Source organism: Priestia sp. BR_2 (assembly GCF_041954005.1).
In the GTDB taxonomy this organism is placed as follows: Bacteria; Bacillota; Bacilli; order Paenibacillales; family Paenibacillaceae; genus Paenibacillus_AQ; species Paenibacillus_AQ lautus_A.
Genome location: NZ_JAVFHM010000289.1, coordinates 56283 through 78543 on the forward strand (window position 1 = coordinate 56283; position 22261 = coordinate 78543).

The following is a 22261-nucleotide window of genomic DNA, read 5'->3' on the forward strand; positions in this document are numbered from 1 at the left end:
ATTAAGCAGCACATCCCTCGGTTATTAATCTCTGCGGGATATGCCCCAAGTATAGGAATGGAATATGAACAGAGCATGAACTTGAGATTAGGCTGCATTATACGTTAGGAAGGATCACGGTGAAGGTGGCTCCCTTTCCAGGCTGACTCGTGACCTCAATACGTCCGCCATGCAGTTCGACAATTTTCTGGGTAATGGATAAACCCAATCCGCTGCTGCCCTCGGAGCGGTCACGGGCCTCATCCACGCGGTAAAACCGGTTGAAGATGTGGGGCAGATGCTCCTGCGGAATGCCAATGCCCGTATCGGAGATCTCGATGCGGCATTGTTTGTTGTGTTCGATCACACGCAGGGAGATGGCGCCCTCAGGTGCGGTGAATTTAATGCTGTTGGTGATGAGGTTCGTCCATACCTGATGCAGCAGCTGCTGATCGCCGTAAACATAGGTCGGCGGCAGCGACATATCGATGGTCAAATCTTTGCTGCGCCAGTTCCATTCGGTGTGGAGCAGCACTTGCTTGATTTGCTCGGCCACGTCGAAGGTGGATTTATCGAGAATGTTCTCTTCCTTATCCAGGGACGCCAGCATAAGCAGCTGTTTGCTGAGCTGTGACATCCGGCGGCTCTCCGCCTCAATGATCGATAAGTAATGCTGCTGCTGTTCCTCGGACAAGCGCTTGGTTTGCAGCGTCTGCGAGAAACCCTGAATGGAGGCCAGCGGCGACTGGATTTCATGCGAGACATTGGATACAAACTCCTGGCGCATCTGCTCTAATTGCGCTAGTCCTTTGGCCATCTGGGAAAAATGGTCCGCAAGCTGCCCCAGCTCGTCACGCCGGGTAACGTTTAGCTTAATGTCATATTGGCCCTGCGCCACGCTCTGGGTGGCCTCGGTTAACTTCACGATCGGTTTCACGATATAGCGCGTAATAATGCCGACAAGCAGGATGCTCAGCAGGATGGCAATGACCATAATGATGGAGAAGAAGATACGCATCTCCCCGAACTGGACGGTAATATCGGGCCTGAGGAAGAGTGCGTGAGGGCTGCCTTCTACCTGTATGGGGATGCCGATGGAGTTGCTTAGGACATTGTCGAAAAAGCCGGTAATGAACAGCTCCGACGGAAACTCCGCAATGCCATGGTACACCTTCCCGTTCAGCACTTGCCGCACCGTTTCGGGCGAGAGGTCCTGTTCACGGAACATGCCGCCGTAGAACCACTCCTTGCCTTGATCATTCACCAAATAGAATTGATAACCGAGCTGGCCGATGTGATGGAGATAATCATGGATGTCCGTCTCCGGGTGGCTGTCATAAAAGTCCCCGATATCCTTGGCCATGGTGGTGACCTTCTGATCGTTAAAGGGCTTGAGATTGTATTGGTAGTACAGATTAGACAGCACAAAAGCAATCAAGCTGCTGATCACCATGATGGCGATGGTGGTGAGGACGATGCGCGAATAGAGGGTTTTCACTGCGGCGCCGCCTCCAATTTATATCCTACGCCCCGAACGGTCCGTATTCGGAAATCGCCGCTTCGGTCCGCGAAGCGTTCCCGGAGTCGTTTGATATGAACGTCCACGGTCCGGTCATCTCCGTCAAAATCCGTTCCCCAGATGAGCTGAATCAGCTCCTCGCGCGAGAACGTCCGGTCCGGATAGCTCGCAAGCTGGGAGAGCAGCTCAAACTCCTTCATCGGCAGCATCAGTACTTTTCCGTGTCCCTGAACTTCGTAGCTTTTGCGGTCGATGGTCGTTTCGTTCAGACGGATTTTGTCCGCGCTGACCATTTGATATCGCCGCAGCAGGGCTTTGATTCGAAACAGGAGCTCCCTTGGTTCAAACGGCTTGGTTAAGTAATCATCCGTGCCGACGGCAAAACCTCTCTCTTTGTCTACAAGCTGATCCTTGGCGGTCAGAAGAATGACGGGTACATCATAATAACGCCGGATTTCTTCGCAGAGCTGATACCCGTCCTTGTTCGGCATCATGACATCCACGACAGCCAGGTGAACCTGTTCTTCCGCCAAAAGGGCAGAAGCTTCTTCCCCGTCAGCTGCAGTGAATACCGTGTATCCTTCGGTTTGAAGATGATATAGCAGGAGCTCTCGAATATGCGCGTCGTCATCTGCGATCAATATATGAATCATTGCTAGATTGACCTCCTTCATAAGCGTTCCAATGACTATATATGTATCATACATTCCCTGGTGCGGTCGATGGAGCGCTCTATCGCATGGAAGTAGTGTGGCCTAAAAGGAACCGAATCATGAAATATATCAGATTCGAAGTAGAAAAATTGGCGATTCCCACGATTGAAGCAATACCGAGTGGTCAATACTGGAAAAAGAAAGCAATCATCGTCATGTCATTGCAGCGTGCATGAGGAAGGAGGAGATACGGATGAAGTGGATGAAATGGCTGCTGAAAATCAGCTTGACCGCCATTCTGGTGAGCACGCTTACGATTGTGACCACGGGCATCGTCGTGAATGCCTATATTCAATCGGTGTTATCCAGCTTTAACATTCAACTGGAAGCGGAGCCAATGGGGGTGGGAGGTATTATGAAGTCGATGCTGGGCGTGGGCTCCGGCACCAAGCCGGATGCAGGCAGCGTCAATGCCGCGAAGGACAATCGCCAATTGGAAGAAGATCAGGGCGCTGCGGACGATGAACCGGAATCGGAAGCCGGCACCCAAACGAATGGAGGGGCCAAGGAGGACGAAGCGACGAGTTCAGGATCAACGGGAACGTCAGGGGAGACTTCGAACGATGAAGAGGCACCGGATAATTCCCTGCCTGTCATGGGCACGAATACGACAGAGTCTGGCGACTCCTCCCTGGAAGATCAGGAGATTGTCATGACACCGGGGGACATCGTGGACCGGAAGGACCGTTTGCCAACGGAGGAGAAGGAAGAGATTTTCACCATGCTGATGAACAAGCTGCCCCAATCCGAAATGCAGAAGATCTCTGAGGCGATGGAGGACGGTCTGACCGCTGCGGAGCTTGCGGAGATCGAGCAGGGCATATCCAAATATTTGAATCCGGATGAATTCGATAAACTGATCACCATGCTCAAAGAATAGTGGTATGACGGGTTTCAGGCAGGCTCTGTCACCGTTTTGTCACCGACATGCAAAAGCCCCATATTGGAAAATATCAGGAAACCCGCGCGGGGCGCGGGTTTTTCGCTATTTTCGTAAACTTGAAATGATTGTAAAGGCTATGTTAAAGTATACGAAGATCGAAAAGGTTAAAATTTTGATACCTTTTGACAGGTTGTGTCACATTCAATGCTAAGTCAGCAAGTTCAGATGAACGAATAACGGATTCTTACATATGGACAAGGCTTAAAGGAGAGAGACATGAAAGGTTCTAAGGGGAAACGGTGGATGGACAGCATCTTGCGCAAGCAAGCGGCCGATCAGTCTACCCTCAATCACAACTCAAATCAGGAGTCCCCGATGTCGTCGAATCCGCCAAAGCGGGGGTGGACATCACCGCGCAGATGGATTTGGATGTCGGCAGGGGTATTGCTCATAGCAGGATCGATATATACCGGCGGAAAAGCTTACGTGAATGCGAATACAATTCCGTTCTATCATGTGTATGTCGATGGGAAATCGATCGGTACCATTCAAGAAGATGCCCAGCTTGACCAGCTGCTGAAAGCGAAGCAAAAGGAATATCAGGAGAAGTACCCTGATGTGCCCATGGTGCTTCATACCGACGGCATCACCACGAAGGCCGACCGTTCCTATAAACCGGTCGTGAACAGCGAGGAGACGCTTCATAAGCTGGATGGCATGCTGAAAGCATATGCTCGCGGCGTGGAGCTGAAGGTGGATGGCAAGACGGTGGCGATCGTGAAGGATCAACAGACGGCCAAGGCTGCCGTCGAAGCGGCTAAGCTGAAGTTCGCTCCGGCTGCTGCGCAGAGGGAGAAGACGCAGAGAGTCGCTTTCACGAAAACGTCCGCATCGGCATCGAGCAAGAAGAAGGATGACGCAAGCGGGCTCGAGTCCGTGGACATCAAGGAGAAGATTTCGCTTGCCAACACGAAGGCTGACCCGAACAAGGTGCTGGAAGTGGAAGAAGCGGTCAAGGTGCTGACCGGCACGAAGGACAAGCCGGTGGTGTACACGGTGAAAGAGGGAGATACGATTTCCTCGATCGCACAGCATTTTGGCATGAAGTCTGCCGACGTCATGGCGCTCAATCCCGGGCTCGAAGAGAAATACGTTCAGATCGGGGCCGAGCTGCAGGTGACGAAGCCGGAAGCGCCGCTGACGGTCAGAACGGTGGAGACGGTGTCGGTGAAGCAGCCGAGCAAACCAGAGACGATTGTTCGCAAGAGCAGCGAGCTCCCGCTGGGCAAGCGGAAGGTCGTCCGTCCCGGACGCGACGGCGTGAAGACGGTGGATTACATCGTGACCAAAGAGAACGGCAAGGTTATCTCCAAGCAGTGGACAGGCCAACAGGTGGTTCAGGAATCCCTGCCGGAAGTGGTGTACAAAGGAACCAAGGTAGCACCGAAGAAAAAAGCGGAAGCGGTGACCCAGAAGTCCAGCGGCAGCATGTTCGCTTGGCCGGTGAGCGGGGCGCGCATTACAAGCTCCTTCGGACATCGGTGGGGAAGAAGCCATGAGGGCATTGATATGGTTGGCGGAAGCACCATTATGGCAGCGGCCTCCGGAAGAGTGGTCTTCGCGGGTCAGCAGAGCGGTTACGGCAACGTCGTCATTGTCGATCACGGCAATGGATATCGCACGCTGTATGGGCATATGAGCAAGATTTCCGTCGGCAACGGCCAGTCTGTTGGACAAGGCTCCAAGCTGGGCGTCATGGGTAATACGGGCCGTTCCACCGGGACGCATCTACATTTCGAAGTGCAAAAAAATGGAGTTGCCCAAAATCCGATGAAATATCTGTAGTTCTGTGTTATACTAGGTAAACCAATGCGACATAAGCCATTATTGGTTCATATATCATAATAGTGAAGATGGCCGCTCCTTAACGGGGGCGGCCATCTTTGCGTCTTGCAGGCGGTGATTTGGGGATGTGGGGCAGAACGGGAAAATAGTCTGCAGTGGTGTCGCAAGCGGTATCCTCCTCCGTCGCTGTTGAATTCGGAAAATAGGAATGCCGCTTATGATGAGATTTTCCGAATCCAAAGGCGATCGCTGCCGCTCTCCGAATGGCGGACCAGTGGGTGTGTAGCGGCGGCAGGTGTGGTAAAATGAAAAGAAGACCGTTTAAGTGTGAGTTCAAAAAGGGACTTTTTGAACATCCTCTTTAAGAAGGTATGAGGTGAACAGGAAGATGCAGGGAACCATTCTGGTGGTGGATGACGAACAGCCCATCGCCGATATTTTAAAGTTTAACTTGGAAAAAGAGGGCTATGAGGTCATCTGCGCCTTTGACGGCATCAGCGCCGTGGAGATTGCGCTCACGCAGCGGCCGGATTTGATGCTGCTTGATTTGATGCTGCCCGGCAAAGACGGAATGGACGTGTGCCGCGAGGTACGTGCCGCTAACCTGCAGATCCCGATCATCATGCTGACGGCGAAGGACGGAGAGATCGACAAGGTGCTTGGGCTTGAGCTCGGGGCGGATGATTACGTGACAAAACCGTTCAGCACGAGAGAAATACTCGCACGCGTGAAGGCGCATCTGCGACGTCAGCAGAAGCCGGACAACTCGGCGGATAACACAGGCGGCACAAGTGCAGGCGGACAAGGCCTGCGGCTGTTTGAGCTGTTTATTGATACGGACATGTACATGGTATATAAAAGCGGGGAAGCGCTCGATCTGACGCACCGCGAATATGAATTGGTTTATTATTTGGCCCGTAATGCCGGCAAAGTGATGACTCGGGAACATTTGCTGCAGGCGGTATGGGGCTTTGAATACTTTGGCGATGTGCGAACCGTGGACGTGACGATCCGCCGGCTTCGCGAGAAGATTGAAGAGAATCCGAGCAAACCGGAATATATCCTGACTCGGCGCGGACTGGGCTACCTGATGCGCAGCGCGAAAAACGGAGGCCTGTAATGAAGTGGCTGTCCTTCTTCCGCACCATCCAGGCGAAGGTCATCATCATTTATGTCCTTCTCATTCTGATCGCGATGCAGCTGATCGGGGTGTATTTTGTGAGTGCGATGAAGAACTCGCTGACCAGCAACTTCACGAAGGACTTGCAGGAACGCGCCGAACTGATGTCGGTTTTGGCGGCCAAAACCCTTGGCGGCGAGAACGATACCGAGGAGGATCCGATCGAGAGCCTGCGCGTCATGGTGAACAATCTGTTCAACCTGAACGGCGCCGAGATCCAGGTGCTGGATTCCACCGGGCGGGTACTGACCACCTCGCTGCCCTCCCATGCCGATTATGTGAGCACCAAGAACACGCAGACGGTTGTCAGTCGGGCCTTGCAGGGAATACAGGATAATGAAGAGTACATCATCGACGATGATAATATCCGCAAAAAAGTGGTGGCCAAGCCCGTCATGTACAACGAGAAAATCGTCGGCGCGATATATATCGTAGCCAGCATGAGCGAGCTGTACAGCACGATGCAGCGGATCAACAATATTTTTATATCGGGCATTCTTTTGGCCCTCGGCTTGACCGCGGTGCTCGGCGTCATCCTGTCGCATACGATTACTCATCCGATCAAGGAGCTGACCAAGCACGCGCGGGCCGTCGCGGACGGCCGGTTTACCGAGAAAACGCCGGTATTCGGCAGCGATGAGATCGGCCAGCTCAGCCAGGCGTTCAACTATATGACCAGCCGTCTGCGCGAAGCTCTCTCGCAGAACGAAGAAGAGAAGGAGAAGCTTGCTTCGATCCTGACCAATATGAGCGACGGCGTGATCGCAACCGATGAGGCAGGGCGTGTCATCCTGATGAACCGGCGCGCCGGCGAAATGCTGGGCGTGGAGGGGGAAGAACTGGCAGGACACGATATCGTGTCCCTGCTGGGCCTGGAAGAATCCGAATCCGAAGCCTTGGCGCGCGGCGAAGGCCATGATTCGAAGCTGCTTGAGATTACGCCGCGCGAGGGCGGCGAGCCGTTCATGATGCGCGTGACCTTCACGCCGATTCACCGGCGGGAGATCGGCATCACGGGTACGATTGCCGTGCTGCAGGACGTCACCGAGCAGGAGAAGCTGGAGGCATCCCGGCGGGAGTTCGTGGCGAATGTATCCCATGAGCTGCGCACGCCGCTGACCACCATCAAGAGTTACACCGAGGCGCTGGAGGATGGCGCGCTGGAGGATAAACAGATGGGGCCGAGATTCGTCGGCGTCATCCAGAATGAGACCGGCCGGATGATCCGGCTGGTGACGGACCTGCTGCATTTGTCCCGGCTGGATTCCAAGGAGGCCGCTCTGCATAAGGAGCGGACGGACATCGTGGAAATGCTGGAGGACGTAGAGGACCGATTCTCTTTCCAAATGAAGCAAAAGCATATTCGCACCATTATCGAAGTGAAGCCGGGCGTATCCACGGCGATGCTGGACCGGGACGGCATTGACCAGGTTCTCGATAACCTGATATCCAACGCCCTTAAATATACGCCGGACGGAGGCACCATCACCATGGATGCAAGCATAACGGAGGAAGGCATGTTATCCTTATCCGTTAAGGATACCGGGATCGGTATTCCGAAGAAGGATCTGGACCGGATCTTTGAGCGCTTCTATCGGGTGGATAAAGCACGGACGCGCAATTTAGGCGGAACGGGCCTCGGTCTGTCCATTGCCCGGGAAATTGTCAGGGCACATGGAGGTTTCATTACGCTTCAATCCGAATTGGAGAAGGGCACCACGGTGACCTTTACCTTGCCCCTGGACGATGAGGGGAGGGTGTTAGCGTGAAGGAACGATTGAAAACCGTGCTGCTGGTCCTGTTGGTCGTTGGCAGCTTGGTACAGAGTTATGTGTTGATTTTCCGTTTTCCGGGCAGCGACTCGGTTGTGCAATCGAAGGACGCCTATATCCGAACCGAGGAGATGGGGCCGGAAGAGAAGCCCGAGAATCTGCTCTTTCCCGACAAAATGGTCATTCATCTGGGCGAAGACAAGCATACGGTGTTCTATCCGAACGATACGTTCTATAATCTCGTGTATAACCGGCTTAAAGGCCGGACCTTTGATAATTTCCAGCGGCGGATGGTCAGCAACATCGATTGGGCCAAGGTTCGTTCCGAGAATCGAGGCATTGAGCTGAGCTTTGATTCAGGCATTCCGGTAACGCTGCTCCAGAGAGTGATGCAAATCGTCCCGGATACCCTGTTTGAAGGGGAAAGCATCAACAAAATGTGGCTGTACAGCGTGGAAGGCGAAGCGAAGATCCATGTCATGTTTTTCAGTACGGAGGGCGATGTCGTCTATGAAGCCGCCCAGGCGGATTTGACCGTACAGGACGTGGATCAGCTGGTGGACTTCGGGCTGAGCTGGACGCCGTATAAGATGGTGGAAGGCCGGTATTATACCCCGGAGAAGGAGCTGAATATGGTCAGCATTGAGCTGCCGATCGGGGAATATACGGTTGATCAAATGCAGCGCAGCCTGTTTTTTGACCCAAGCATCACCCGCAACATTCGGGAAAAAGACGGCTCCGAGATTTATACGGACAGTAAGCGGAGCCTCCAGGTAGACCAGGGACAGAAATGGATCAGCTATACCGATCCGGCTGCGCCGCCATCCGGAGAGAGCAGTCCCGGCAAGGATGTGCTGTCCGCCATCGATTTCGTGAATCAGCACGGGGGCTGGAACGGCACATACAGGCTGGCTAAAGCGGGTGAATCCGAGGATCGGACGCTGGTGAAATTCCAGCAATACTACGGCGGATTTCCGATCCTGAATACGCCAGGCTTCCAATATGGCGTCATGGAATTGGACTTGCAGCAGGGAACGGTAACCTCCTATGAGCGCTCGCTGTTATATCTCGAGCCGGCCTCTTTGAAGAAACAGATGGTAAAGCTTACGGGAGGCGAGGCCTTGGAAGCGAAGCTGAAGCCTTACGAGGAGAGTGTGGTTACAGGTCTGGATCCCGCCTATTTACCGGTGCTGACGGGAGAAGGGCTGCTGCTGAAGCCGGTATGGGCTTTAAAGCTCCAGAACGGCTCGGTTGTCATACTCGAGTAATCATACGGGGTACATTGAATCACAAGGAGGGATATTCATGGATTGGGGCCGTGCCAAAAATGTTCTGATTTACGCGTTTTTGCTGCTGAATCTGGTACTGGGCTATCAGCTCTGGATGGATTACCGCGAGCAGGTCGGCTCCAATCTGGATTTCACCTCGCTTTCCGAGAGCACCCAGCAGGTGATGGAGGAGAATGGGATTCAATTGCTGAGTCCGATCCCGACGGAAACGCCGCAGCTGCCCAAAATTAATTATATCTACAGCGCGGAAGCCCAGGGCGAGCCGGTAGGACTGGAGCAGCCGGTGGACACGAAGCTGATTTATGCCGATGAGAAGGAATTGCGCAATGCGCTGGAAGGCAAGATTGCGGATCTCGGGAACTATCGCCATGACGAGCCGTCGGACAAGGAGAATGTCTTCATATTCCGGCCGTTGGTGCAGAAGGAATGGCCGCTGTTTAACGTGGAGTTGGAGTTTATCCATGAAGCCCAGAAGATTCATGCGTTTCGCGAACCCGTGTTTGAGATTCTGCCAAGCAGCGATATGGAGGAACAGAAGGTTCTGCCTGCATCGAAGGCTTTGGAAACCCTTATCGAACGTAATTTCATCCCGCCTGATTCGGCGGTACGCGATATTCAGCTTGGTTATTATGGGCAGTTGTTTAATACAGAGGATCAGTTGGCAGCACCGACCTGGCGGTTTACGCTGGATCATGGCGAGATGATCTATGTGCAGGGCATCAGCGGGGATGTGCTGACGCCAAAAAGCGATACGACAAGGGAGTAACAAGACTATGGGGATTTCATTTTCCGTGCTGTCGAGCGGCTCAACGGGCAATGCGACCATTGTCCGCAATGAGGATACGACACTGCTGATCGATGCGGGCCTAAGTGCAAGGCGCATCGATGAGCTGTTGAAGGAACGCGAAATGATGGGAGAAGAAATCGACGGAATTCTGGTCACGCATGAGCATTCGGATCATATCCGGGGGCTTGGCGCGGTGGCGCGCAAATACAATCTGCCGATCTATGCGAATGAGAAGACGTGGGAAGCGATGAGCAAGTCGCTGGGCAAGATTGCGGAAGAGAACCGGATTGTGCTGGAGAGTCATGAGGTCAAGGATTTTGGCACGCTGCGGGTGGAGCCGTTTGAAATATCCCATGACGCTGCGGCACCGGTCGGTTACTGCTTCTATGACGGCGACGAGAAGCTGGGCGTTGCCACGGACCTCGGTTATGTCAGCGACAAGGTGAAGAAAGCGCTGGATGGATCGGATGTGCTGGTGCTGGAAGCCAATCACGATATCGAGATGCTCCGGATGGGACGGTATCCGTGGAATACCAAGCGTCGGATTCTCGGCGATATGGGGCATTTGTCGAATAATTCGGCAGGCGATGCGTTAAGCGAATTGCTGACGGGCGATACCAAACGGACGTATCTGGCCCATCTTAGCCTGGATCATAACATGATGGACCTGGCAAGAATGACCGTACGCGATACGATGGAAGACCGCGGCTGCTTCTTCAAGGACAGCGAGTTTAAATTGTGCGATACGTATTATGACCGTCCGACCCCTTGGGATAAAGTCGGGGAATAGTTTAGTGAGACAGCTTGCCTTGGACGAATTCAGCATTCATAACATGGATATCTTAAAATAGGCATGAGCAAACAGCCCCATGATGACGTGGGGCTGTTTTGCTGTTGCGGACGGACGCATCACATGCTGAGAAACGGCTCGTCTCTAACGCTTGCTGAGGCTTTCTTGCGCCATACGAACCATTTCCCGAACCATGGAACCGCCGATGGCACCGCCGACTTTACCCGCCTGTTCGGTGGTCAGGTCTCTGTTGTCGCCGGGTTTCAGCGGTACGCCGAGTGATTTGGCTACCTCATATTTGAGGTCCTGCTGCCGCTGCGGGTCGACTTGATAGCCTTCGTTTCGCATCACGTTCGTCATGAACTGCTGCATTTCGGGACTCCGGTGCCGCCGTGATCTTCTTGCCATCCCTAACCCTCCTTGCATATGGTTTCCCCTTCATAACATTCCCTGCGGGCAACCTGCAGATGAATGGATAACCTAACCAGTGCCAGAAAGCGGAGAAGCAGGTCGAAATCCTATGGCTTGCGCAGGCAATGTGCTTTTTTGATAGGCCAAACAGGGTAGACGAGCCTTGTCTGCAGGCATACTGCAGAGGGGACGGGGAAGTATTTTTGCAGCGGAGAGCTTAGGAAAGAATAAGTGACGGTGAATCCAAATAGGAATGATGTGTGGGTCGCCGGAGAGATGTAGCGCGGTACTCCGAAATGAACATATTTGGCCTGGAAGACCAACCGTGTTGCCATTTTCTTAACACATTTGTTCGGTATAGTCTTTAAAGGGGGAATGCACGAATCAAGGGCTGCCGCTGCCAGGATTGCGGGTATGCCGGAAGAAGGGGTCATGGAATATCCTCGAAAAATGGAACCTTTTGGCTGTCTGGCTCGTATACAAGGGTATTGTGTTCACCCGGACAATCGCTATGAATCGAATGTAAAATCTCTCTTTACACAGACTCTTAAAATTGCCATCAATTTAGCATTTGTTTTTACCAAAGAAAGCTGACGTGAACCTGTGTTCGTGTGGTACAATAGGAGCACCGGAAGGTCTGGGGGCTGTGGTTAAGCACCTGCAACGAACTAGAGGACAGGGTGCTTGTATACGCCAAATGAAGCCAACCCAGGTATTCCCATCTTTTTTAGAAAAAAACGGATGTTTCGCGCTTAAAACGCCCTGTTTGTGGTAATAGAAGGATACAGGGTCTTTTTTGAACGGTCGGGTGTCAATACATACCTTTTCTGGAACTAGATTTCTGGCTGTGGGTTCAAATATTGGATAAGGAGCGATATTTCACTAAAAGTTCAAAGACAGAGCTCAAAAATGCAACTTTTTGAGCCGCAGAAGAGTCATACAATAGAGAGATATTTAACAGGTGGCACGCTGCCGATTCATAGAAAGATAGATACATGCGGTGCAAGGCGGTTGTTATGACGACAAGATGATTTTAGTAGGTCAGTCGGTAATGGCGGTAGGTCTGAAGCTGGTAAAGTATCTTGACGCGTAGCAACCAAGGGGAGAGAGGGATCGCAATGGGATTGTTTGACGATGATTTCTATTCAACTAAAATTTCCAGACGGAGCAAAAATACCAGCGAGGACCGATCTGAGCGAACGAAGTGGCGGTCCACCCGCCGCAGGAAGGGTTTATCCACATTCCAGATTTCCGCGATCAGTTCCGTGTGCAGCGCTTTGATTGCGGTGATGCTGTTCAGCTTCATTACAGGTCATCCTGCGACGTCGTCACCGATTACCATGATCAATGGCAGTCATCAGCTGTCCACGTCGGATGGGGATCCTTATGAACGGATTATTAGCGCTGCCCAGAAGGTGCGTCCTGCGGTTGTCAGCGTATTGACGCACAAAGAGACTCCGCTGCCTGAAGAGAAAGGGATCGAGGGTGAAGGTCTGGAAGAGGAATCCGGCACGCTGCCTGAGGATGAGGGCGACTTCGAGCTTCCGGAAGGGTTCGACTTCGGCGATGATTTTGATTTCGGCGAAGATTTCGGCGGCTCGCAAGAGGATGCCCTTGGATCTGGCGTCATCTTCAAGAAACTCGAGGGCAAAGCCTTCGTGATTACGAATAACCATGTGGTGGAAGGCGCCGATTCCCTGGAGGTTGTGCTGGTAGGCGGCGAGAAGAAAAAAGCGACCTTGGTCGGCACGGACAACGTCAGCGATATTGCCGTTCTGTCGATTGACAGCAAAGGCATCGGCGAGGTTGCCGAATTTGGAGACTCCTCCAAGCTTCGTCTCGGCGAAACGGTCATCGCCATCGGCAACCCGCTGGGTTTGGGCGATACGCTGACCTCCGGGATTGTCAGCTATACCAACCGCATCATTCCGGTATCCCTGAACCAGGACGGCATTTATGACTGGGAGCAGGAGGTCATCCAGACCGACGCAGCCATTAACGAGGGCAACAGCGGAGGCGCTTTGGTGGACCTGAACGGTAAAGTCATCGGCATCAACACGATGAAGATTGCCGACACCGGCGTCGAAGGACTCGGGTTCGCGATTCCGGTCAACGAAATTACGGAGGTCGTAACCGAGCTGATGCTGAAGGGGCATATTGCCCGCCCTTATCTCGGCGTATACACCGTCGACTTGAGCAATCCGTATGCTCCGCTGAGCAAGAAGGAGAAGGAGGATCTCAAGCTGCCGAAGACGGTAACCGAAGGCGTGGTCGTGCTGGATGCGCTTGGCCCTGCGCTGGATGCCGGTCTGCAGCTGAACGACGTGATCGTGAAGCTGGATGGCAAACCGATTACAACGACGCTCGAGCTCCGTAAGCACCTTTACTACAACACGAAGGTGGGCGGAGACCTAAACGTGACCTTCTATCGTGACGGAAAGCTGCAGTCGCTGAAGGTCAAGCTGGAAGAGAAGCCTGGAGAATAACGCAGGCTGTCTTGGCGGACGATTTTGCACAGTAAGTGTGCAAATTCCCGCAAAGATGTGTTTGTTCGTTGTTTATAGAAACAAATAGCGGGTATATATTATCGTTAGCATGGAATAGTATCCATATATAGAGAGATTGAAAAAGGTTAGATACGAGCCGTTGAAACGGCCGCGAAAGAAGAGCGTGTTTCACGCTCTTTTTTTGCTGCTCACACCTGTATTAAGTTGTGCGGAAGGCCTTGGATGTGAAATCCATGGATCGATCGGAAGCTTTTGTGGGTTGAATTACAACGAGGATGGGCAATTGGGTTAAAAACATTTCTTTTTCTCGTAGAGTGTGGTAGAACAGAAGAGTGGCTATACTGGTTTGAAGGTAAACACAACATGAGGCGAAAGATAGAAAGGATGCATAGAATGTACGTCGTATGCAAGGAACATGTGGAACTAGCGATCGAAAATTTCGTGGATGAATATGAGGATGCCCCGGATATTGTTGATCTGAAGGAGACCGAGTTTTCGGACTGGGACCCACCGGTGAAGTGCGCGGAGTGCGAGAAGCATGCTGAATTTTTAATTGTGTAACGTGAATTTTTTAATTCAATAAATAATGCGAATGGGAAAGCGTGATGAATTCACGCTTTTTTTGTTTAAGAGAATCATGAAGGGAATCGAAGAAACGCAGCTTCGGTGGACAGTCCTGCGTAGTGTATGATGAATGTATAGATTGCACGGAGGCGCGAAAACCTATCGTGAATGGAGACGATCAGAAATGGATGACTACGGAAAAGCTTGGGAGGAAGAGATCAAGAGGGCAGCCGATGAGGCCTACGAGAAGGAAATGGATGAAATCAACCGCCAGTTGAAGCAGGAAATCCTCATTGCGCTGATTGGCGACGTGAATACGGGCAAGTCTTCCACCATGAACCAGATCGTGGGCGAAGAGGTGGCCGGCGTCGGGGCAGAGCCTGGGGAAACGACGGAAATTCATCCGCACAAGTACAAGGACCATATATCCTTTATCGATACACCCGGATTGAATGATGTGAACACCGCCAATTCGGAGGTGACCTTGAATTACTATAAACAGGCGGATATCGTGCTGTTCTTTCTGAACGCTGCAGGCACCGTCTTCTCGGAGGCGGAGAAGAAGTCGTTTCAGAAAATTCAAGGCGTTAACTCGAACATCCTGATCGTGCTGAACAAAATCGACGCCGCGGATGAAATCGATCGCCTGGTGGCGCGTGTGCGGAAGGAGACCGGAGGGCGCTATGAGGTTGTGCCGGTGTCCTCACGGACGGGCCAGAACATCGATCGGCTGCGGAGCAGCATTCTGGAGATACTTAAAAAAAAGTCTAAAGACATCCTCTTTGCCAAAAGCATCAAGGAAAAGTCGGCGACCGCCAACGGGTGGATCATCGGTGCCTCGATCTCGGCGGGAGCGGTAGGCGCATCCCCCATCCCGGGGTCGGATATCATTCCGATTACCGGCATTCAAGTGAGTCTGCTTACCCGGCTTGCGGTGCTGTACAATAAGCCGATCAGCAAGGAGACGGCGAAGGAGCTCGTCATTGCCACGATATTCGGGAATATCGGGAAGAGCATTTTCCGGCAGATCGTGAAGGTGTTCCCTGGCGCGGGATCGGTCGCCGGAGCGACGGTAGCGGGTGCTACAACCTTGGCGCTGGGATATGCAGTGAAATACGCTTACGAGCACAACATCGAGATCAATACGGCGAATATTACAAAGCTCTATAAGAAATTCAGAGAGAAGGCCGAGACGGAACCGGATTCGGAATCCAAGTCCGAGTCGAAGTAAGCAAGTCGATGTCGAAATGCATACCACGTTAAAAGGATGGAATAGAAAAAGGGGCCTTCGGCCCCTGATCATAGCTGCGTCATAGCAGCGATATTACTTCATGGCAGCCGCATGATCGGCTTTGGCCTGCTCCAGCATCGATTTCCAATCCGGGAAATCGGTTTCTCTGGAGACATGACGGTCAAACAGTTCGTCCGGAATGTTATCGATATCTTCGTGCGTTTCCACTTGGAAGTTGCCTTTTACGACAAAATCCCCAAAGCTGTTGTGGGATGAATGCTTACGCATAAACGATTCATTGAACAGCTTTTCCAGAGAGATGTTATCCGGATCCTCCTGTACCGATTTTTGGCCTTGCAATTCCTTCAGCAGATCATCAAACGACATGGGCTTTTGCTTTCTCAGAGTACCACTCCTATAAATTAATATTTGTGTTCAGTATAACATAACCGGAATTCTCATATACATGGTGAGCATCCGGAAGGCAGAGCGCACCGTTATCTTCTTAACAAGGAAGACCAGGTTTGCTCCAGCCAGCTGTCGAAGTCGGCGCCTCTGTCACCCTCGTACGTATCGTAGATGTCGATTCTCATCTTCTTCAGCTTTTCTTTGAAGTCTTCATACGTGTGGTCACGGGGAAGGCTTTTTTTGATGCGCAGGAGCACCTTCGAAACGTCTTTCATCAGCTCGCCTTTGCGTCTTTCGGGCATCTGCACGTCCTCGCCAAAGGCCAGGAGTTTATGATAGGCAGCCCCCCGTACTTGGTGAACCGCATCCGTATTCAGTCTATGCAGCAAAATATCGATGGATTTTTGATTTTTCCATTTTCCCAGCTCTTCAACGGCGCTTAAGCGTTCTCTCCAATTGGCGTTTCGGTTGGCGGAGCTTTTCAATTCCTCATAATTCGACGGCATGTCCGTCAAAACTTCTTGATTGTCCAATCCGTTCATCTCCTTCATTAGGTTGTATCAGGGGTTCTTAAAACCATATGTTCATTATGGGGTACCTTTATGATTATCGGCGTCCGCTGTATTGTCCGCCTGCTTGGTCCCTTTACTGGTATAAGGTTTGGGTTTACTCTTGGCTCTTCTTGCGCTTGCATCCCATCGGCTCCAGCCTTTCTTGCCCGTGCCTCTGCCTGTTCCGCCCTTGCCCTTGGATTTACTCAAACCATCACTCCGTTACGGTATATTCTTGTTCCTATATGCTGATTCTTTACCAGCCCTGTTGAAATATACACCGTATTTGTCCATATGTATAGGATACCACGGAAATAAACCTAAGAATCGAAATAGATCGAGATGGAATCCAACATTCATATGGAGGAAAGGCGTATCCGTTGACTAATTTTTGCCAGCATGGTATCTTATTTTTGAACTGACCAGTCAGAATAAGAACAGTGAACTAAATTTAGCTGTGAAAGGGCCGACCCTATTGTGAGCAAAGAAAAAATTATCCAAGCAGCCATTGAAGTATTCTCCGAGAACGGATACCACCGCGCAAGCATGGACGAGATTGCCGCCCGCGCCCAGGTTGCCAAGGGGACGCTGTACTACAACTTCCCGGGCAAATCCCAGCTCTTCAAGACGGTGGTGAAGCAGGGCTTTGAGGATATCATGCAGCGGACGGAAGCGGATCTGAATTCCTCGCTGCCGATGAAGGAGAAGATTGAGCGGACGATTCGCCATCATTTGGATTTGTTTCTTGAATCCCGACATTTCTCGCATATCGTATTCAATGAGATTTCGAACGGTATCGAGCAGGATGTCCTGGATGAGTTAAAGGAGCTTAAGAGGAATTATTTAAGCTTTCTGGCAAGCATGATTGAGGAAGGACAGTGTGAGGAGAACCTGTGCCGTGCCGTGGATCCCAACCTGGCCGCTGCCAGCATCGTCGGTACGCTGGAGAGCACTTGCAATTACTACTTGAATAATCAAGATCGGTATTCGCGCGAGGATCTGGAGCGGTTTGCATTCACGATGATTACCCAAGGCCTGTTTATATCGCTTGAATAAGCAAGGCCTTCTTTTTTTACATGCCTATAACTGACCAGTCAGTTCAAATTTGATGAGGAAAGCGAAGGTGTTAAGCATGGAATGGAATAAGAACGGTTTACTCCCGCTGGAATGGTTCCGCCAGATGCGGACGGAATCTCCGGTGGCGGCGATTGATGGTGGCGGAGCCTGGAACGTATTTAAATACGAGGATGTCAAAGCGGTCTTCACGAATTACGAAGTGTTCTCTTCCCAGGGCTCCTCATCCTCCGATGACCCTATTGAATCCAGTGTGCTGCGTCAGGATCCGCCGAAGCACCGCCAGCTGCGCAAGCTGGTATCCCATGCTTTTACGCCTCGCATGATCGAATCGCTCGCCCCCAAGATCCAGGAGATCACGACATCCCTGTTAGACGAAGCCGAGAAGAAGGGGAAGATGGATATCGTGGCCGATCTCGCAAGTCCGTTACCGATCACGGTGATCGCGGAAATGCTCGGCGTATCGATGGAGTATCGGGAACGGTTCAAGGCCTGGTCGGATGCTCTGGTGGGCGACAATGCCGATGCCTATTTCCAATGCCAGCGCGAGATGAGCGAATACTTCTCCGAGATCGCAGAAGACCGTCGCCGGCATCCGCAGGACGATTTGATCACGAAGCTTGTCGAGGCCCGTATCGACAATGAACACCTGACCGAACTGGAGATTATCGGGTTCTGCATTCTTCTTCTCGTAGCCGGCAACGAAACGACGACCAACCTGATCTCTTCGGCCGTGCTCGCCTTCGACAGCCTGCCGGAGGTCCGTGCAGCGGTGCTTGGAGATTCACAGCTGCTTCCTGGGGCCATTGAGGAAGTCTTCCGCTACTTCTCGCCCGTTCAGCTGATGTTCCGTAGCGTGAAGCAGGACACGGTGCTGCGGGGACAGGAGCTGAAGCAGGGACAGTTCGTTTATATCTGGATGGCCTCGGCCAACCATGACGAGGATGTGTTTGATCAGCCGGACGTATTCAACATTCACCGGAATCCGAACCCTCATTTGGGTCTGGGCAGCGGCATCCACTACTGCATGGGCTCTCAATTAGCCCGCATGGAGTCCCGAATCGCCCTCCAGACTTTGCTGGACCGTTACCCCGAATACCGCCGGGACCGCTCCGTAGAGCTGGCACGGATGGACAGCACGATGATGTTTGCGCTGAAAGAGCTGCCGGTCATTTTAAAATAGATAGGAAGAGAAAAGCCACTCTTAGGGAGAGTGGTTTTTTTTTCGATAATTCATGTAAGTTGGTCAAACTCGGTCGAGCAAGCTTAGAATTAAACGAGTTGGCGATTCTCAATACAATGCTTTGCAGGATTGATTTTGTATTGACAAGGAAATGAGGGAGCTTGCTGTAGAAGGCAGGGCAGGGTCTGTGTATGTCCTTTAATTGGCCGCGGTACAATGTTAGAATGAACGACATAACAACAGAGTTTAAGGAGCGAAAATACGCCATGAATATACAGATGGTATGCGTAGGCAAGTTGAAGGAGAAGTATCTGGTGCAGGGCATTGCCGAATACAGCAAGCGTCTTGCGCCTTATGTGCGCCTGTCCGTGCACGAGGTGCCGGATGAGAAGGCGCCCGAGAACATGAGCGAAGCCGAGATGCGTCAAGTGCAGGAGAAGGAGGGCGCCGGCATTCTCGGCCACATCAAGCCGGACACCCATGTCATTGCCCTTGCGATCGGCGGCCAGCTGTGGTCCAGCGAGGATCTGGCGGCCCATATGGACAAGTTGGGCACGTACGGGACCAGCAACGTGGCTTTTGTCATCGGCGGCTCTAACGGCCTCTCCGAGGACGTCCTGAAGCGCGCCCAGACGAAGCTCAGCTTCGGTCGGATGACTCTTCCGCACCAGCTGATGCGTCTGGTGCTGGTGGAGCAGATTTACCGGGCGGTGAAGATTAATCGGGGGGAGCCGTATCATAAGTAGGGCGCAAAGAAAATCTCGCTAGTTTAATTTCTTTTATCAAAAAAGCAATGGAAAAATTGAAAACGACTGTTAGTTTCTCTCCAATAAATATGGATTACCGATAGAGAAACATATATATTTATGCTGAACTCATGTTGAAAGGAGACTGGGGATGACTGTAAAGTTTATCTTGAATTATACGGAAGGAGATTTCATCGAAAACATAGAAGTTCCAATTTATAAAGCGTATCGCAAGGGTACTTCTTTTCAACTTTACCATTTAAATCGCAACCCTGCTCTTATTGAACACAAAGAATTGTTGGTTATCGATGAAACGGGGATTGCACCAGAGAGTATTTTTAAAAGCGTTACAGAATTTTGTGAAACAATTATCCCCTATTTATTGAATAGGAAAAGTGAGTCACTATTTTTATTCGGGGAGTACTATGATGCGGAGAAAGATAAGATGATTGACATTGATGATATTGAGATTCCCTGTTTAATAGGTGGGGCTGCCACTTTACAAGAAGAAAAAAAGTAGTCTAGGACCTGCAGAGGTAGTCGCAGCGGAATCAGCTGGATGAATTGCTGCAATGGGTGCTTGGCTGGGAGCGGGCGTAACCGTGTTGGAACCCGAAGCATTCCGAAATCATATTCGTGAGGATGCCCAAAGAATTCTAAAACGCTACTGACATAACGTTGTCAGTAGCGTTTTTTTATATTGGACATGTAAATGTAAAGGAGATAGATAAGTAAAAAGTATGTTTTACAACGGCTGTGGGACACAGCCAAACCTATGATTAGGAAGGATGATATCTTGTGAATTTCGCTTCTGTACGCATCATTACGGACGACGTGGATCGTCTTGTTGAGTTCTATGAGAAAGTCATGGGGGTTTCGGCGGAGCGACCCGCGCCCGTATTTGCCGAACTCGCCTTGCCATCATGCACCCTTGCCATCGGCCACTCCCAGACGACGCAGCTATTCGGTGCCGATTCCGTAGTGGGCGCCAATAATCGCACGGTCATTATCGAGTTCCGGGTCGACGATGTCGAAGCCGAATATGTGCGCTTGAAGCCATTTGTCGAACATTGGGTAAAGGAACCGACCATGATGCCGTGGGGGAACCGTTCTATGCTGTTCCGCGATCCCGATGGCAACCTTCTTAACCTCTTCGAGCCGGTGACCGAGGATGCGATTAAACGGTTTAGAGGTAGACATTGACGGGCCGTAAAGGATGGCCTTCAAACTTGCCGTTACAGACAACGCGTTGAGCCGTAAGTATAAGTAACGGCGAAAATTAGATGCAAATTGGTAACCGAATTAAAAATATCCCTGTATACGACACACGTTATAGTGTGTCTCGCATAACGGGAAAACGGCGATTGTACATGAAGATCATAGAGATGTATTCATGAATAAAGGGAGAGCGCTCCGTTGCAGTCCCATACGCACAGTCGTTTTGGAGAAGGCCATAGGAGAAGCGGAAGCAGATTCAATCTCAAACGGGGCTCAGCTTGTTTTAGACTGCTGAGCCCCGTCTGAAATCGAACGCTTTTGGGTGGTATCTTATTATGAAGGCTGAATGGAGCCGATCAGTTCATTCAATTCGGACTGTAATTGCAGGTGGAGTTTCTCTACGATCGAAAAATCGGTGGCCGCAACATAGTAGGCCTTAATTTGAGAATCGATGGCTTCGGCTTCGGCCAGATGGGAGGTGGCCTCTTTCATTTTTGCCGAATAGCGTGCTTTGATACCGGCTATTTCGGCAGCGTGGGCTTCATCTGTTCCAGGAGCTATAGTCCGTATATACATATCAAGGATCTCATCCCCGTCCCGATCTGGAAAGTATTCATGCGGAGCGGTACTGTCGAAGATGGCTGTTTGAAGCTTCGGGAATATCAACATATCCAAACTATTCGGATCAAAGCCGCAATGAAACACTTGAACGTCGATTCCTTTCTGTTCGGCAGCGGAGGCAAGCTTTTTCAGCAGCGTCGATTTGCCGGATCCCGCCCTTCCTTTGATGAAAATCCGTCTTTCCAGCTGAGCGGTCAAGCTTTGAATAAAATCATAAGCCCCCCTTGGAGTCGCAGCTCCGAAAAATACGTGACGCGGAGCGATTGGCGTATCGCTTTCATGACCGGCGTATAATTCTTGAATCAATTCCAGCGCAATCTGGTCAGCCTTCGTGAAATCCATGTTATCGATATAAAATTTTTCCCACTCGTCATGAATCCGCAATGCTGCTGCGAACGTTTCATACGCATTGGAGTAGGCACTCTCAAGCTTGACTCTAAGATCTTCTATCGTGATGAAGTCTCCCGGTAAAACAAGGCTGTCATCAAACGCTTCCTCGAAATCGATAAAGACGATTTCCCCAGCTCCGCTATCCGAAATCCCCTTACAGACTCGCCCGTCGACAATACCAACCTTCAATTCCGTACAAATGATGCCATCCAGTTCGTCGGGACGGAGAGGGGAGTGGAAGCATTGCACATGGTTGCCTTTATCCAGCAGGCTATCCGCCAAGCTTTGCATGACCGTCGATTTCCCCGTACCTTGGGGCCCCGTAAGGACAAAGATCTTGTTCAACCCATCAAATGCGGATGTATACAAGAAATGAGCCCCGCGCGCAGTGTTGCCGTGGGCAAAATAGTGAGATGATTTTTGTACCAACCTACACACTCCTTTGTGCCTATTCCGATTCGCAAAGTGTACAGAATAAGCATGATTGGGATAAGTGCCTATATATTTGTATATTCTGTGTTGTAACAAGTGGTGTTCGTCCTCTCCATGTTTTTCGTTATCTGTTGACCGGGCTACAGAAGGTAAAAATCAAGCCTGCGA

Annotated in this window: 23 protein-coding genes; 16 read left to right on the forward strand and 7 right to left on the reverse strand. The window is 51.3% G+C overall.

Annotation, left to right across the window (positions count from 1 at the left end):
• Nucleotides 1-97: 97 nt before the first annotated feature.
• Both RB298_RS23130 and RB298_RS23135 read right to left on the reverse strand, forming a co-directional pair.
• On the reverse strand, nucleotides 98-1477 hold the full coding sequence (locus tag RB298_RS23130; RefSeq protein WP_096777257.1) for a sensor histidine kinase: 1380 nt from the start codon (nucleotides 1475-1477) through the stop codon (nucleotides 98-100).
• Nucleotides 1474-2151 carry a response regulator transcription factor gene (locus RB298_RS23135; protein ID WP_096777256.1) on the reverse strand — a complete coding sequence of 226 codons (678 nt, stop codon included), beginning with the start codon at nucleotides 2149-2151 and terminating at the stop codon, nucleotides 1474-1476. The genes RB298_RS23130 and RB298_RS23135 overlap by 4 nt, the downstream gene beginning before the upstream one ends.
• 253 nt (nucleotides 2152-2404) lie before the next feature.
• On the opposite strand from RB298_RS23135, the gene RB298_RS23140 reads away from it, so the two are divergent.
• The 7 genes from RB298_RS23140 (at nucleotide 2405) to RB298_RS23170 (ending at nucleotide 10757) form a co-directional block, all read left to right on the forward strand.
• Nucleotides 2405-3091 (forward strand): hypothetical protein, encoded by a 687-nt coding sequence (locus RB298_RS23140; protein WP_486048748.1) that lies wholly within the window; start codon nucleotides 2405-2407, stop codon nucleotides 3089-3091.
• A 279-nt stretch (nucleotides 3092-3370) separates the two neighbouring features.
• On the forward strand, nucleotides 3371-4939 hold the full coding sequence (locus tag RB298_RS23145) for a peptidoglycan DD-metalloendopeptidase family protein (protein ID WP_486048750.1): 1569 nt from the start codon (nucleotides 3371-3373) through the stop codon (nucleotides 4937-4939).
• 388 nt (nucleotides 4940-5327) lie between these two features.
• Nucleotides 5328-6059 (forward strand): response regulator YycF, encoded by a 732-nt coding sequence (gene yycF / locus RB298_RS23150; protein ID WP_009591483.1) that lies wholly within the window; start codon nucleotides 5328-5330, stop codon nucleotides 6057-6059.
• Nucleotides 6060-6133: 74 nt separating this feature from the next.
• Complete coding sequence (gene walK, locus RB298_RS23155) at nucleotides 6134-7888, forward strand: cell wall metabolism sensor histidine kinase WalK (RefSeq protein ID WP_430623473.1); 1755 nt, start codon at nucleotides 6134-6136, stop codon at nucleotides 7886-7888.
• Nucleotides 7885-9159, forward strand: coding sequence for a YycH family regulatory protein (locus RB298_RS23160; protein WP_213580864.1), 1275 nt, complete (start codon nucleotides 7885-7887; stop codon nucleotides 9157-9159). Before walK ends, RB298_RS23160 begins: the two co-directional genes overlap by 4 nt.
• A gap of 37 nt (nucleotides 9160-9196) precedes the next feature.
• Nucleotides 9197-9946, forward strand: coding sequence for a two-component system regulatory protein YycI (gene yycI / locus RB298_RS23165; RefSeq protein ID WP_486048752.1), 750 nt, complete (start codon nucleotides 9197-9199; stop codon nucleotides 9944-9946).
• A 7-nt stretch (nucleotides 9947-9953) separates the two neighbouring features.
• Complete coding sequence (locus RB298_RS23170; RefSeq protein ID WP_009591509.1) at nucleotides 9954-10757, forward strand: MBL fold metallo-hydrolase; 804 nt, start codon at nucleotides 9954-9956, stop codon at nucleotides 10755-10757.
• Nucleotides 10758-10901: 144 nt separating this feature from the next.
• On the opposite strand, the gene RB298_RS23175 is transcribed toward RB298_RS23170, so the two are convergent.
• Nucleotides 10902-11165 carry an alpha/beta-type small acid-soluble spore protein gene (locus RB298_RS23175; RefSeq protein WP_175495081.1) on the reverse strand — a complete coding sequence of 88 codons (264 nt, stop codon included), beginning with the start codon at nucleotides 11163-11165 and terminating at the stop codon, nucleotides 10902-10904.
• Between the two features lie 378 nt (nucleotides 11166-11543).
• Between RB298_RS23175 and RB298_RS23180 the strand changes: the two genes are divergently transcribed.
• The 4 genes from RB298_RS23180 to RB298_RS23195 all read left to right on the forward strand — a co-directional run bounded on the left by RB298_RS23180 (nucleotide 11544) and on the right by RB298_RS23195 (nucleotide 15470).
• Entirely contained in the window at nucleotides 11544-11762 is a 219-nt protein-coding gene (locus tag RB298_RS23180) for a hypothetical protein (protein ID WP_176502566.1), read from the forward strand.
• Nucleotides 11763-12286: 524 nt separating this feature from the next.
• Nucleotides 12287-13654: a S1C family serine protease gene (locus RB298_RS23185; protein ID WP_486048755.1), complete on the forward strand. Its 1368-nt coding sequence runs from the start codon at nucleotides 12287-12289 to the stop codon at nucleotides 13652-13654.
• A gap of 414 nt (nucleotides 13655-14068) precedes the next feature.
• On the forward strand, nucleotides 14069-14236 hold the full coding sequence (locus tag RB298_RS23190; RefSeq protein ID WP_007129186.1) for a CxxH/CxxC protein: 168 nt from the start codon (nucleotides 14069-14071) through the stop codon (nucleotides 14234-14236).
• A 187-nt stretch (nucleotides 14237-14423) separates the two neighbouring features.
• Nucleotides 14424-15470 carry a GTPase gene (locus RB298_RS23195; protein ID WP_486048758.1) on the forward strand — a complete coding sequence of 349 codons (1047 nt, stop codon included), beginning with the start codon at nucleotides 14424-14426 and terminating at the stop codon, nucleotides 15468-15470.
• A gap of 93 nt (nucleotides 15471-15563) precedes the next feature.
• On the opposite strand, the gene RB298_RS23200 is transcribed toward RB298_RS23195, so the two are convergent.
• From RB298_RS23200 to RB298_RS23210, 3 genes are all read right to left on the reverse strand, one after another.
• Nucleotides 15564-15857 carry a hypothetical protein gene (locus RB298_RS23200; protein WP_090909598.1) on the reverse strand — a complete coding sequence of 98 codons (294 nt, stop codon included), beginning with the start codon at nucleotides 15855-15857 and terminating at the stop codon, nucleotides 15564-15566.
• A gap of 110 nt (nucleotides 15858-15967) precedes the next feature.
• Nucleotides 15968-16420 carry a HEAT repeat domain-containing protein gene (locus RB298_RS23205; RefSeq protein WP_486048835.1) on the reverse strand — a complete coding sequence of 151 codons (453 nt, stop codon included), beginning with the start codon at nucleotides 16418-16420 and terminating at the stop codon, nucleotides 15968-15970.
• Nucleotides 16421-16465: 45 nt separating this feature from the next.
• Nucleotides 16466-16639: a DUF3934 family protein gene (locus tag RB298_RS23210; RefSeq protein WP_015738091.1), complete on the reverse strand. Its 174-nt coding sequence runs from the start codon at nucleotides 16637-16639 to the stop codon at nucleotides 16466-16468.
• A 267-nt stretch (nucleotides 16640-16906) separates the two neighbouring features.
• On the opposite strand from RB298_RS23210, the gene RB298_RS23215 reads away from it, so the two are divergent.
• From RB298_RS23215 to RB298_RS23235, 5 genes are all read left to right on the forward strand, one after another.
• Nucleotides 16907-17485: a TetR/AcrR family transcriptional regulator gene (locus tag RB298_RS23215; protein WP_486048761.1), complete on the forward strand. Its 579-nt coding sequence runs from the start codon at nucleotides 16907-16909 to the stop codon at nucleotides 17483-17485.
• 76 nt (nucleotides 17486-17561) lie between these two features.
• Nucleotides 17562-18686: a cytochrome P450 gene (locus RB298_RS23220; protein WP_255250696.1), complete on the forward strand. Its 1125-nt coding sequence runs from the start codon at nucleotides 17562-17564 to the stop codon at nucleotides 18684-18686.
• 266 nt (nucleotides 18687-18952) lie between these two features.
• Nucleotides 18953-19432, forward strand: a complete 480-nt coding sequence (rlmH, locus tag RB298_RS23225) for a 23S rRNA (pseudouridine(1915)-N(3))-methyltransferase RlmH (protein ID WP_486048763.1) — start codon at nucleotides 18953-18955, stop codon at nucleotides 19430-19432.
• 151 nt (nucleotides 19433-19583) lie between these two features.
• Nucleotides 19584-19952 (forward strand): hypothetical protein, encoded by a 369-nt coding sequence (locus RB298_RS23230; protein ID WP_176502564.1) that lies wholly within the window; start codon nucleotides 19584-19586, stop codon nucleotides 19950-19952.
• Nucleotides 19953-20230: 278 nt separating this feature from the next.
• Complete coding sequence (locus RB298_RS23235; protein ID WP_096777244.1) at nucleotides 20231-20635, forward strand: VOC family protein; 405 nt, start codon at nucleotides 20231-20233, stop codon at nucleotides 20633-20635.
• 348 nt (nucleotides 20636-20983) lie between these two features.
• Here RB298_RS23235 and RB298_RS23240 read toward each other — a convergent pair whose 3' ends face one another.
• Nucleotides 20984-22090: a PRK06851 family protein gene (locus RB298_RS23240; RefSeq protein WP_096777243.1), complete on the reverse strand. Its 1107-nt coding sequence runs from the start codon at nucleotides 22088-22090 to the stop codon at nucleotides 20984-20986.
• Nucleotides 22091-22261 lie beyond the last annotated feature (171 nt).

Excerpts from the sequence above, each read along its gene's own strand:
- RB298_RS23135 (WP_096777256.1), bottom strand. The coding sequence starts at position 2,151 with ATGATTCATATATTGATCGCAGATGACGACGCGCATATTCGAGAGCTC.
- RB298_RS23140 (WP_486048748.1), top strand. The coding sequence starts at position 2,405 with ATGAAGTGGATGAAATGGCTGCTGAAAATCAGCTTGACCGCCATTCTG.
- RB298_RS23145 (WP_486048750.1), top strand. The coding sequence starts at position 3,371 with ATGAAAGGTTCTAAGGGGAAACGGTGGATGGACAGCATCTTGCGCAAG.
- yycF (WP_009591483.1), top strand. The coding sequence starts at position 5,328 with ATGCAGGGAACCATTCTGGTGGTGGATGACGAACAGCCCATCGCCGAT.
- walK (WP_430623473.1), top strand. The coding sequence starts at position 6,134 with ATGCAGCTGATCGGGGTGTATTTTGTGAGTGCGATGAAGAACTCGCTG.
- yycI (WP_486048752.1), top strand. The coding sequence starts at position 9,197 with ATGGATTGGGGCCGTGCCAAAAATGTTCTGATTTACGCGTTTTTGCTG.
- RB298_RS23170 (WP_009591509.1), top strand. The coding sequence starts at position 9,954 with ATGGGGATTTCATTTTCCGTGCTGTCGAGCGGCTCAACGGGCAATGCG.
- RB298_RS23175 (WP_175495081.1), bottom strand. The coding sequence starts at position 11,165 with ATGGCAAGAAGATCACGGCGGCACCGGAGTCCCGAAATGCAGCAGTTC.
- RB298_RS23180 (WP_176502566.1), top strand. The coding sequence starts at position 11,544 with ATGCACGAATCAAGGGCTGCCGCTGCCAGGATTGCGGGTATGCCGGAA.
- RB298_RS23185 (WP_486048755.1), top strand. The coding sequence starts at position 12,287 with ATGGGATTGTTTGACGATGATTTCTATTCAACTAAAATTTCCAGACGG.
- RB298_RS23190 (WP_007129186.1), top strand. The coding sequence starts at position 14,069 with ATGTACGTCGTATGCAAGGAACATGTGGAACTAGCGATCGAAAATTTC.
- RB298_RS23195 (WP_486048758.1), top strand. The coding sequence starts at position 14,424 with ATGGATGACTACGGAAAAGCTTGGGAGGAAGAGATCAAGAGGGCAGCC.
- RB298_RS23200 (WP_090909598.1), bottom strand. The coding sequence starts at position 15,857 with ATGTCGTTTGATGATCTGCTGAAGGAATTGCAAGGCCAAAAATCGGTA.
- RB298_RS23205 (WP_486048835.1), bottom strand. The coding sequence starts at position 16,420 with ATGAACGGATTGGACAATCAAGAAGTTTTGACGGACATGCCGTCGAAT.
- RB298_RS23220 (WP_255250696.1), top strand. The coding sequence starts at position 17,562 with ATGGAATGGAATAAGAACGGTTTACTCCCGCTGGAATGGTTCCGCCAG.
- rlmH (WP_486048763.1), top strand. The coding sequence starts at position 18,953 with ATGAATATACAGATGGTATGCGTAGGCAAGTTGAAGGAGAAGTATCTG.
- RB298_RS23230 (WP_176502564.1), top strand. The coding sequence starts at position 19,584 with ATGACTGTAAAGTTTATCTTGAATTATACGGAAGGAGATTTCATCGAA.